This is a genomic window from Roseibium sp. RKSG952 (assembly GCF_009711355.1).
Genome location: NZ_SMMF01000790.1, coordinates 1 through 9,507, shown reverse-complemented (window position 1 = coordinate 9,507; position 9,507 = coordinate 1). Strand labels below are relative to the sequence as shown.

General features: G+C 62.6%; 16 protein-coding genes. 4 read left to right on the top strand and 12 right to left on the bottom strand.

From position 1 onward, the window contains the following. The 4 genes from E1297_RS06985 to E1297_RS06970 form a co-directional block, all read right to left on the bottom strand. Positions 1-214: hypothetical protein (locus tag E1297_RS06985; RefSeq protein WP_155135675.1), on the bottom strand; the 214-nt coding region annotated here is incomplete at its 3' end. Then, positions 195-425, bottom strand: coding sequence for a hypothetical protein (locus tag E1297_RS06980; RefSeq protein WP_209015681.1), 231 nt, complete (start codon positions 423-425; stop codon positions 195-197). The genes E1297_RS06980 and E1297_RS06985, both read right to left, overlap by 20 nt. Before the next feature lie 8 nt (positions 426-433). Then, on the bottom strand, positions 434-871 hold the full coding sequence (locus E1297_RS06975; protein ID WP_155135669.1) for a hypothetical protein: 438 nt from the start codon (positions 869-871) through the stop codon (positions 434-436). 2 nt (positions 872-873) lie between these two features. Continuing rightward, positions 874-1,812, bottom strand: coding sequence for a phage tail tube protein (locus tag E1297_RS06970; protein ID WP_155135666.1), 939 nt, complete (start codon positions 1,810-1,812; stop codon positions 874-876). A gap of 106 nt (positions 1,813-1,918) precedes the next feature. On the opposite strand from E1297_RS06970, the gene E1297_RS06965 reads away from it, so the two are divergent. Then, complete coding sequence (locus E1297_RS06965; RefSeq protein ID WP_155135663.1) at positions 1,919-2,260, top strand: hypothetical protein; 342 nt, start codon at positions 1,919-1,921, stop codon at positions 2,258-2,260. On the opposite strand, the gene E1297_RS06960 is transcribed toward E1297_RS06965, so the two are convergent. Then, a complete protein-coding gene (locus tag E1297_RS06960) occupies positions 2,234-2,656 on the bottom strand; it encodes an acyl-CoA transferase (protein ID WP_155135660.1) in 423 nt (140 codons plus the stop codon). The genes E1297_RS06965 and E1297_RS06960 overlap by 27 nt on opposite strands. A gap of 159 nt (positions 2,657-2,815) precedes the next feature. On the opposite strand from E1297_RS06960, the gene E1297_RS06955 reads away from it, so the two are divergent. Further along, positions 2,816-3,124 (top strand): DUF1778 domain-containing protein, encoded by a 309-nt coding sequence (locus E1297_RS06955; protein WP_155135657.1) that lies wholly within the window; start codon positions 2,816-2,818, stop codon positions 3,122-3,124. Continuing rightward, complete coding sequence (locus E1297_RS06950) at positions 3,114-3,659, top strand: GNAT family N-acetyltransferase (RefSeq protein WP_155135654.1); 546 nt, start codon at positions 3,114-3,116, stop codon at positions 3,657-3,659. The genes E1297_RS06955 and E1297_RS06950 overlap by 11 nt, the downstream gene beginning before the upstream one ends. A 14-nt stretch (positions 3,660-3,673) precedes the next feature. On the opposite strand, the gene E1297_RS06945 is transcribed toward E1297_RS06950, so the two are convergent. The 7 genes from E1297_RS06945 to E1297_RS06915 are packed head-to-tail and all read right to left on the bottom strand — an operon-like array spanning position 3,674 to position 8,801. After that, entirely contained in the window at positions 3,674-4,306 is a 633-nt protein-coding gene (locus E1297_RS06945) for a DUF6441 family protein (protein ID WP_155135651.1), read from the bottom strand. Beyond that, positions 4,303-4,617, bottom strand: a complete 315-nt coding sequence (locus E1297_RS06940; RefSeq protein WP_155135648.1) for a hypothetical protein — start codon at positions 4,615-4,617, stop codon at positions 4,303-4,305. Before E1297_RS06940 ends, E1297_RS06945 begins: the two co-directional genes overlap by 4 nt. Continuing rightward, positions 4,617-5,630 (bottom strand): major capsid protein, encoded by a 1,014-nt coding sequence (locus tag E1297_RS06935; protein WP_155135645.1) that lies wholly within the window; start codon positions 5,628-5,630, stop codon positions 4,617-4,619. The genes E1297_RS06940 and E1297_RS06935 overlap by 1 nt, the downstream gene beginning before the upstream one ends. Before the next feature lie 33 nt (positions 5,631-5,663). Next, positions 5,664-6,029, bottom strand: coding sequence for a head decoration protein (locus E1297_RS06930; protein ID WP_155135642.1), 366 nt, complete (start codon positions 6,027-6,029; stop codon positions 5,664-5,666). Next, positions 6,026-7,030: a head maturation protease, ClpP-related gene (locus E1297_RS06925; RefSeq protein ID WP_196223230.1), complete on the bottom strand. Its 1,005-nt coding sequence runs from the start codon at positions 7,028-7,030 to the stop codon at positions 6,026-6,028. The genes E1297_RS06930 and E1297_RS06925 overlap by 4 nt, the downstream gene beginning before the upstream one ends. 4 nt (positions 7,031-7,034) lie before the next feature. After that, on the bottom strand, positions 7,035-8,582 hold the full coding sequence (locus E1297_RS06920) for a phage portal protein (protein ID WP_209015680.1): 1,548 nt from the start codon (positions 8,580-8,582) through the stop codon (positions 7,035-7,037). 3 nt (positions 8,583-8,585) lie between these two features. Continuing rightward, entirely contained in the window at positions 8,586-8,801 is a 216-nt protein-coding gene (locus E1297_RS06915) for a phage head-tail joining protein (RefSeq protein ID WP_155135637.1), read from the bottom strand. Between the two features lie 49 nt (positions 8,802-8,850). On the opposite strand from E1297_RS06915, the gene E1297_RS06910 reads away from it, so the two are divergent. Beyond that, positions 8,851-9,465, top strand: a complete 615-nt coding sequence (locus tag E1297_RS06910; protein WP_155135634.1) for a plasmid pRiA4b ORF-3 family protein — start codon at positions 8,851-8,853, stop codon at positions 9,463-9,465. Positions 9,466-9,507 lie beyond the last annotated feature (42 nt).

Here is a 9,507-nt window from a genome sequence, read left to right as displayed (position 1 = left end):
TGGCGATACCGGCGGCACTTGCAGCGGCAACGGCCGCAGCCGAGGCGACCTTCACACGGCGGGAGAAGGCGGCAAGGCGCGCATTGGCCTTGTCCATTTCGCGGGCAAGACGGCCGAAGCCGCGAGAGCCTGCTTCGCCAACACCTTCCAGCTCGGAACGCACCTGCCGTCCGCCGACGGCTGCAAGCCGGACGCTAACGCGTTTTTCCGCCATCCGTGTGGTCCATCTGTTCGTTGAGTTTCACGACCATCACCGCTTCAATGACCGGCAGCAATTCCGCCATGGCGGCAGGGGCAATTCCGAGTGCCGTTCCGAGCGCCAGGGCGGCCGTCAGATCCCAGCCAACAACAGCGCCGGGCAGCACGCGCAACTGACCGCCAAGGCGGCTGGCAAGGTCCTGGATCTGCCAGCCCTCAAGGGTCACTGGCCGGTTCAGCCGCGCCGGGCAGTTTTCACACGCCGTCTGGCAGGCTTCGCAATATCGCTCGCCCCCGCCGAAGCTCCATTCGGCAAGAGCGCGGAGGCGTTTTTTTCCTGCTCCAGCAACAGGCCCTTCGAGACATAGGTCAGCTGGAAGGCCTCGAAGACCGGCCAGACGTCGAGCAGCGCATCGATGGCCTCGCGGCCGGGGTCAATTGCGCTGCCGTCACTGTCGCCCACGCCCTCCCAGGTAAGAACCGCGCGCCGTGCGAGCGCCTTGGCGAAGGCGACGGCGCGTTCCTCGTCGGAAGCTTCCCCGGGCACGGCTTCGACAGCCGGGTCGCTGCGCGCCGCCACCATCAGGGCCGTGGTCAGCGGGCGCAGCCGGACCCGGACGCCGGGCACAAGATCATGCCAGCGCGGCGCGTTGGTCAGGTCTAGGGTGAGCATACTCAATACACCTCAATGTCGTTCGTGAGTATCGCCGTGCACATCCGGCCGACCGTGCTGTCGCGGGCGGCCTGCCAGTCGAAGGTGGCCTGTACGCCCTGCGGGCCAGAGATCTCGATCCGGGGGCGCGGCAGATAGACGGCGTGCACGGTCAGGCGCAAGCTCTCCCCTGAGGGCAGTGCGTAGCCGAACTCGAGCTCGCAAGGATCGCCGTTGATCGCTTGGCTTACCAGCGTGCTGTCGGCGAAGCGGACCTCAATGGAGCCGGTCAGCGCGGCGATGGACGGGTCTGCCCCGTCGATGCGGCCATCGTTCCGGATGGTCTCGATCCGGTCGAGATTGTTGGCATAGGTGATCTCGGCCGAGACCAAGTTGCCGAGCGAGGTTCCGTTTCGCGTGATCGATCCGTTGAAATGGCCGAAGCGCTTCAGCTCCAAAGCTGCCGGAGTGCCAGCGCTGCTGGTCGTGCCGATTGTCTCGCCCTGCGCCACCAGCCGCACTGTAGCGGTCAGAAGGCCGGATCGCTGCATCTGCCAGCTGATCTGGTCGAGCACGCAGCCGGAATACATGGCATAGCGCGGCACCTCGGGCATGCCGGTCTCGATGGTGATCGAGGGCAACGTCCAGGCACCAGACTGAAACTCATGCGTCCAGGGGCCGGTGCCACTGGTGATCGGCGCGCCAAAGGCCGCCTTCAACCAGAAGCCGAACGCCTCGGCATCCAGCGGCACGACGACATCGCCGTCGGCCGTCACCGCATCCTTGATCGGTGCAAGTGGATCGCGGCCATAGCCTAGCAGCTCGGAGTTCAGCAGCGGTTGTTCTGCCCCCAGCGATGTGCTTGCGAAAGGCATTCTGGTAAAGCCGCCCGCGGGCGGCGTGCCATAGACGGTCTCGAACGCAAGCGCCATCAGCGCCCGCGCCCCTTGGGCTCGTGCCATCGGATTCGGTCCTTATGACAATTATCGGTTGATATCTGCTTGCAGTATCACACCATGGTTTTGACGCTGCATGACAGGAACCTCAAGGCAAGAGGAGTAAAGCGCCATGACCTTCAAGGATTTGTTCAATCGCGTCCGTTACCGCCATGTCATTCGACGGGAAGTTGTCGCCCTTTACCTTGAACATCGCGAGGATGCCTTGGATATGGTGCGCCGCCTGGCTGAGGCGCGCAACGGATCACCTGAACAAAGGTGGTTTTATCGCCGGGTACAATCGGGTCTTCACAAACAGATTGAACTGCTGCGAGACCTCAAGACCCACTACCGCTATCTGGAAACCAACGATCTGAAAGATGAATACAGGAGGTGCGAAATGCATAACCGGACCAATGCCTTGATCAACAATGTTGAGATACCTGTTTCAGTTACCAAGCGGATCGGCCGTTGAATAATGCAGCACAATCGGGATCACCGCTGCCTTCAGGCTGGCAGCCCCCGCGACGGACAGATCGACCGGGCGCGGTGCTTCTGCTTCCACCCAGTCGCAGAGGCCGCCAAGTGTGTGGTCGTCGGCAAGCGCAGTACCGATGCTGGCGCATAGCCCGTCGAAGGCGGCGTCGCGATCATTGCCTTGAACCACCGCTTCGATTTCGGCCCGATGCCGGTAGTGGTAAGCCAGCGGCGACAGAGTGACTTCCGGCTCTCCTGGCTCGCCGTCGCGCAGGATCAGCAGCCCTTCGACCGGCACACGCTCGGGCAGCACGTCGCCGCGCAGGGCAGTGGCGGGCAGCGCCGAGAGCCGTGTGTGCAGGGCGGTGAGGATGGTTTCGCGTGGGGTAGGCATGCGTTATTCTGATGTTCTTTGGATGGTCGGGACGATCATCACCATGTTGATCATCGTGGTGAACATGGCTTTTCCGGTGCGGCGATGCTGATCATCTCCATGCCGACCATTGACATGTACGGCGTTATGCCGTACATAAGCTAGCGAAGGAGACCGATTATGTTTGCGATCGAAACCACCACACCTACGCCGGGCAAGATGGAAGCGCGCAAGGAGCTGCGCATGCATCGTGCTGATGAAGAGCGCATCAAGGCTGCAGCTGCTGCCACCGGCCTGCAGGAAGCTGACTTCATTCGCCAAGCAGCCCTTCTGCGTGCGCAGGAGGTCGAGCAACGTCTGTCCCTCTCCATTCTGCCCATTGACGCGTTTGAAGCTTTCAAGGCTGCTATAGAGGCGCCGGGGAAGGTTGTGCCCGGTCTGGCACGTGCAGCGGAAGCGTCGAAGGGCCTTCTTAAGGATGTTGACTGAGGCCACGGCGGACACGCCCGCCCTTACAATCGCCAAATTCGACAAGGCGCTGCATGACCGCAGCGCCTTTTCTTGCGGATTTGCGCCCATCGACAACTTCCTGAAATCTTCGCTTTCGGATCAGGTCAAGGCCGGGATGGTCACAGCGTGGATCGCAACCGCTGACGATAATCCCGCCGTGCTTGGTTTCTATACACTCGGTGCGATGGCCATCCGGGCCAATCTTGGCCCCAAAAAGTGGCAGCGCGCTGGCGTACCCGACATTCCCGTCATCTACATCCGTGCCGTAGCCGTCCGCGAAGACAGGCAAGGTACGGGTCTGGGAACGGCTCTCGTGATCGATGCTTTAAGGCGATGCCTCGGGATTGCTGATCAGATGGGTGCTGCGGCCATCACACTCGACGTCCTGCAAGACGATCATTTTGATCGCCGCTGGAAGTTCTATGCTGAACTTGGCTTCCAACCCCTTGGTGATGCTGACAATCCGTACCGCGTCTTCATTCCGATGACAGATGTACGGGCGTCTCTCGGCTGAAGCTCGATCCACATTCAAAGCCTGTCCTCCACCCAATTCGTCACGATCAGTCCCGGCACGCTGTCGAGCGCCCGTATCGCATCCCGATCGAGATCCAGCCGCTTGGGTAGCTTCACTTGCGGGACCAGCAGGAAGATCGGAGCGGTGACCTGGCCCCGGCCGGTCTTGGAGCGCGAGGCCACGGCCCGTCCGCGTTTGTTGATGCGGGCCTTGTCTGTCACCAAGAGGCTTGGTCCGTGCTTGCGGTAGACAAACCGCAGTTTAATGCCGGTTCTACGCTCCCATTCGCCGGGCGTGATCCGACCGCCGCGCAAGCCCCGCCCGGCTTCAGGTGTCGCAATGGCGAGCCAGAACCCGTCTTTTGAACGGATCAACGGCCCCGTGTCATGCGCACTGACGATGACCGGTGCCTTCGACCACACCAGTGCTGCGGCGCTCAGGCTTTTGTCAGCCTTGGGATAGGTTTGGCTGCGGATCGAGTTTGCGAGCCTCCTGCCGAGCCCCGCGCCAGTGATCTGGTCCCGCCAGGCGCTCTTCAATCCGGTGCCTGCTTCGCGCATGGCGGCCGTGACGGCCTTTTCTCCGGCGGTCACCTCGGCGGCCATGGCGGCAACAAGGCCGGGTGTGATGTCGAGTTTGAGCTTCATGCGGGCCGGAGCTCCACGGTCCAGACGAGCCGCTCGCGATCCCGGACGGGCTCGCCCTGTATTGTGAACGCTTCGCCGTCCAGTTCGATCCCGTCGCCCGGGCGGGGGGCGGCAACCTCGCTCACGCGAAGATCCAGCCGGGTGGTTTCGGACCAGAGCCGGGCCTCGCCAAATCCGGTGATTTCGTCCGGTCTTCGCAAGATCGCCCGCACCTGGACCGCAGTACTTCCGTCCATGGCGGTATGGGTCACATCCCGGGCCAGATCCAGATCGGCAAACAGGATGTCGAGCGCCTCCTTGAAGGCATCCATCAGGTCCGCCTTGCACTGCGCAGCACCTGCGGACGCGTACAGATCGGCAGCGGGTTGCTTTCGATCTCCAGCCGCACCCATTCATCGCGGTCCCGGTCCGGGATCGTGCGGGCGTAAAGCGGCAGCCCGAGTGTGTTGACCGTTTCGAATGTGTCTGCCGGGGCGTGATAGATCTCGAAGAGCCCTTCCACACCTTCGGGATAAAGGAAGGCCTTGTCGGCTGGAACACCGAAGGCCGAACTGCCCCGGTACCGGCGGAAGGTGATGCCGCCAAAGCTGACCTCGTCGGCCACACGGCCCCTGAGATCCGCCGCAGCTGCCGTGTTGAGATAGCTTTCCCGGACTTCCTTGTGGGCCACGAGATCTGCAAAGAACGCCGAGCCGCATTCGGCGCGAACCATGACGCTGCCGGCTGCAAGTCCGCCAAGGCTGTCCTCGACACTTTCAATCAGGGCCTGGCAGCGCTTGCGCAAGGCGCCGGATGCGGGCGAGGAATTGTCGAGGTCAAAGTCGATTTCCGCAGCCGGGGAGATGCCGAACTCGGCCGCATAGTCGATGACCGTGGCTCCGTCCTTCGGGTCCTTGACGATCCCCTGAATGCCGTTCAGGAAATGGTACTCGAAAGTCGCTTCCGCATCCTGGCGCAAGCGCCGGAGGCGGTGGGCCACTTCCGACTGGACCTGCTGGGTGGCGGTTTCGGACCCGAAGTCCCGCACGGACTGGATCTCCGAGGCCCACAGCACGTCCTGTTTCTTGAATTGACGGCAGACAAAGGCACGCATGCCGCGCCGTTCGGGAACCTGGCTCTCGTAAGCTGATCCGCGTTCGGAAAACGGGATCAGCGACAGCGTGCCGTCCCGGCTTTCGATGACCACCGTGCGGGACCGGACACCGCGCGGGCTGAACAGGCTGGAGCCCGAGATCAGCGCCGGTTTGAACGGGATGTTTTCAAGAGCGCGGGTGAGTTCGATGACCGTGAAGGCATCGGCCTCGAAGATATCCATCGTGGCCATGTTTGGTTTCCTTTTGATCAGTCGGGGGTAGGATCAGCGGACGAGAATGCCGGCGTCCAGCAGGCTCGTGTGGGCGGCTTCGATTTCCGCTTCGGCCGGGGTGCCGGCAAAGACAAGATCATGGCGGTTGACAATGGCAGGACCGCGCACGACCGCAACAGCAAGGGCATCGCCTTCACTGGCGTCCGCCGCGCCCCAAAGAACAGCGGCGGCGGTTTCGCTACCGTCAACGGCAGCAGTGTCGTGAGCGGCGTATTTGCCCGAGACCGTTATCCTGCCGAGCACGGTGCCGGGTTCGAGTTTGCCGCTCGCAACCGTAATGGTTTCGCGCGTGTAATCGCGGAAAGCTTCCCAGACGAGAAATCCGCCGGGATGTTTTCCCTCGCTCAGCGTGGTCATGATGTTCCTTTCTGCTTGAACGTCCGGGCAACGATTTCACCCCAGGGGCTCGCCCGAGTGCCGCGGCCCGGCTGGGGATGTTGAGAGGCAATATCCGGTTCGGACCCGGCCCTTGCGGCAAGCAGGGCGGCGCGCACCTCCTCAAGGTCAATGTTGCCGTCGAGAAAGCGGGCTGCCATCTGCGGCTGGCCCGCAAGCTGGCAGAGATCCACGATGGCCCGTGCATGGGCAATCGCTCCGGCGCGGACAGTGGCCGGATCAGGCGGCGCGCCGCCAATGGCAGCTGCATCCGGCAGTGCGGTTTGTGCCTCCGGAGCAACGGCGCGGGATTCATCGTCGGTTTCCGGGCTGCCGTCACTTGTCTCTCCGTCCGGCTGGATCGGATCGGCGCTTTCGGGTTCATTGGCCGCCGGTTCGGCCAGTTGGCCGGGGGCATTCCGGAAACGGTCTGTGTCGAACCGGGCTGCAATGCGCACCGGAGGGGCAAGCCGGTCAGCAAATCCCTCGGCCACGGCATCGGCCGCGCCAAACCAGGTTTCAGCTGCCATCAGACTTGCAACGGTTTCTGCCGCTTTCCCGGACCGGGCCGCATATCCTTGCACGAGACTGCCCTTCACCTTGTCGAGGGCCTCGGCCATGGAGCGCATGTCGCCTGCGGATCCGCTCATCAGGCCCTGCGGATCATGGATCATCAGGAAGGCGTTTTCAGGCATGACGATCTCGTCGCCCGCCATGGCGACATAGGACGCGGCAGAGGCGGCAATGCCATCAATCCAGACCGTCACCCGGCCCGCATGGCGCGTCAGGGCATTGTGGATGGCGACCGCATCGAACACCGAGCCGCCCGGGCTGTTGAGCCGGAGATCAATCGGCGTGCCGTCGGGGATCGCGCCGAGTTGATCCAGAAACCCCTTGGCCGAGTTCCCGAAAGCGCCGATCTCGTCATAGATCGTCACTTCCGCCTCTCTGCCACAGGCGCGGATCGCATACCAGCTTGCCATTCTTTTACTCCTTGATGTCGGGATCGCTTGCCTGTCCGGCGCTGCCCCCGGCGGGGTCCGCATCACCGTGTTTCGTATCTCCGGGGTCCGCATTACCGGGGTCCGGCTGTCTTGCCGGTGTTGCCCGGGCTCCCTGTGTCTCGCCCGGCTCTGTCCGGTAGTGCAGTCCGAGGTCGGATGCGCGGGCGGTATCGGCGGCATTTTCGCGGTCGATTTCCTCGATGTCGTAACCGGTGGCCTCGACCACCTTGCGCCGTGAGGTGATGCCGGCCTCCATGGCGAGCACCTGTGCCTGGATGTCCTTGAGCGGATCGACCCAGTCCCAACGCGGCGGTATCCATTGAACAGGCTGGGCGGCGTCCAGATCGCCGGGTTGAACAGCCCCGGAGAGGGCTGCCGTTTCCAGCCAGCGCCGCCAGACCGGACGGCACAGCTGATGCGCGATCACGCCATGCTGCAATTGACCGATGCGGCGGCGGAATTCGACCAGCTCGGCGCGCAGGCTTGAATAATTGGCCTGCCGGACATCGCCGGTGACCAGATGGTAGGGCAGGCCGAGCGAGGCTGCGACCGCAAGCAATGTCCGGTACTGAAACGCCTCGTAGCCGCCACCGACATCGGCAGGAGATGAAAACCTGACATCTTCGCCCGGCAGCAAGACCTGCAAGGTCCCCGGTTCAAGGCTGGCAATGGCGGCACCGTCAGGATCCTCGGCTGTCTCGCCCATCACCGGATCCTCCGGAGCGGTTTTTGTGATGAAGCCCGCAAACATGGCTGCGGTCTTCTTCCGGTCGAGTTCCGCATCGTCGTACTGGTCAAGCAGGAACAGCCGGACCATCGCCGGAGCGATATGCGGCAGACCCCGGATCTGACCGGCATCGACGGGCCGGTAGACATGAAGGACATCGGCGGCCGGAACCCGGACGGTCTCGGGGAGCACGTCACCGTGATCCGTGCTGTCGCCGGGGTGACGGCGCCGGAAGTGGTAGGCGGCGCGTCGGCCGATCCGGTCGAACTCGATGCCGCACCGGATGCGGTTGCCGTTTGCTGCGGTTCCGGTCTTTTCAAACGGCAGCATTTCGGATTGAAGCAATTGCAGCTGCAGGGGCACCGTCAGCCGATCTCTCAATTGCCGGGGCCGCAGCCGGACAAAACATTCGCCCGCCACGAACATCTCACGCGCGACCATGGCCTGCAGGCCGTAGAAATCGGTCAGCCCGTCTGCGTCGGCTTCATCGGTCCAGGCGAGCCAGAGCCGCTGCACATGGTCCCTGAGCCCGTCGTCGCCGATCAGGGAGGACGGTTTGATGCCGTCGCCGACAAGATTGGCGGCAAAAGCCTCGCAGGCATTTGATGCATAGCCGTTTGTGACTACGAGCTCCCGGGCGCGGGCCAGCAGCCGGGGACCGCCGGAGGCAACCAGTGAGTTGATGTTTTCAAGCGGCGGGTTCCAGCCCCTGAGCCGCCGTTTTGCCATCGCCCCTTCCAGCCGCGCCCGCATGGCCGCGGCGCCGCCGGACGATGGGCGGCGGAAACGGTCGAACAAGCCCATATGTCAGAGACCCTTTGAGGCCGTTACGCGGACATGGCGCACAAATTGCCGTCCTTCGGCGGCTGCGATCTCGCGCTCAAGGGCTTCGATGGCCCGGTCAATCTCGGCCACGCTGCGATAGTCCACGGTCTTGCCGTCATAGCTGACGCGCGCGACACCCGAGGACCGCCGGGCAACGAGGGCATCACGCCGGGCGCGGAGATCTGTGCTTGTTGGCATTGAGATTGCTCGCTAGGTTCTTGGCCGAAAGAAAACCAAGGTTAGAGCCATGTCCGAACCCGTCATTCGCCTGCTGATAGAACTTGATGATATAGAGCCGCGCATCTGGCGCCGGGTCGATGTCCCGGCAGGGGCAACTCTTGAGGCCTTGCATGACACCATTCAGGCTGTCATGCGGTGGGAGCATGCGCATCTCTGGGAGTTTCAACTCGAGAACCGCAGATATGGGGAACCAATGCCGTCTTTCGGGGATCTTGGTGGCCGTGTTTATAAGGCCAAGGGGTTCAAGCTGGACCGGTTGGCCGGACTTGGCATCAAGGAATTTTCATACATTTACGATTTTGGTGACGACTGGCGTTGCACCATTCGCGTGGAAGACCATCGCGATGGGGATGAGAGCACGAATTACCCGGTTTTTGTTGATGGTGAGCGCGCAGCTCCACCAGAAGATATTGGCGGAGTTCCGGGTTTTCTGGAATTTCTGGATGTAATTGCTGACCCCAAACACCCGCAGCACTCCGAACTGCTCGATTGGGTTGGGGGTGAATTTGACCCGGCAGATACCAACCCGCAGGACATTGAACGCGATCTGGCCATGTTGGCGGAATTTCGCAGACGGGCGCGGGTTGGACACAACAAACGGGGTGTATGGACAAGAGGGTGACTGGCATCATCCCATATAGCTTGACCGGACAGATCTCCGGCG

Coding starts and splice junctions, on each gene's coding strand:
- E1297_RS06960 (WP_155135660.1), bottom strand. CDS start 2,656: ATGCCTACCCCACGCGAAACCATCCTCACCGCCCTGCACACACGGCTC.
- E1297_RS06955 (WP_155135657.1), top strand. CDS start 2,816: ATGTTTGCGATCGAAACCACCACACCTACGCCGGGCAAGATGGAAGCG.
- E1297_RS06950 (WP_155135654.1), top strand. CDS start 3,114: ATGTTGACTGAGGCCACGGCGGACACGCCCGCCCTTACAATCGCCAAA.
- E1297_RS06915 (WP_155135637.1), bottom strand. CDS start 8,801: ATGCCAACAAGCACAGATCTCCGCGCCCGGCGTGATGCCCTCGTTGCC.
- E1297_RS06945 (WP_155135651.1), bottom strand. CDS start 4,306: ATGAAGCTCAAACTCGACATCACACCCGGCCTTGTTGCCGCCATGGCC.
- E1297_RS06965 (WP_155135663.1), top strand. CDS start 1,919: ATGACCTTCAAGGATTTGTTCAATCGCGTCCGTTACCGCCATGTCATT.
- E1297_RS06970 (WP_155135666.1), bottom strand. CDS start 1,812: ATGGCACGAGCCCAAGGGGCGCGGGCGCTGATGGCGCTTGCGTTCGAG.
- E1297_RS06910 (WP_155135634.1), top strand. CDS start 8,851: ATGTCCGAACCCGTCATTCGCCTGCTGATAGAACTTGATGATATAGAG.
- E1297_RS06930 (WP_155135642.1), bottom strand. CDS start 6,029: ATGACCACGCTGAGCGAGGGAAAACATCCCGGCGGATTTCTCGTCTGG.
- E1297_RS06920 (WP_209015680.1), bottom strand. CDS start 8,582: ATGGGCTTGTTCGACCGTTTCCGCCGCCCATCGTCCGGCGGCGCCGCG.
- E1297_RS06935 (WP_155135645.1), bottom strand. CDS start 5,630: ATGGCCACGATGGATATCTTCGAGGCCGATGCCTTCACGGTCATCGAA.
- E1297_RS06975 (WP_155135669.1), bottom strand. CDS start 871: ATGCTCACCCTAGACCTGACCAACGCGCCGCGCTGGCATGATCTTGTG.
- E1297_RS06925 (WP_196223230.1), bottom strand. CDS start 7,030: ATGGCAAGCTGGTATGCGATCCGCGCCTGTGGCAGAGAGGCGGAAGTG.
- E1297_RS06940 (WP_155135648.1), bottom strand. CDS start 4,617: ATGGATGCCTTCAAGGAGGCGCTCGACATCCTGTTTGCCGATCTGGAT.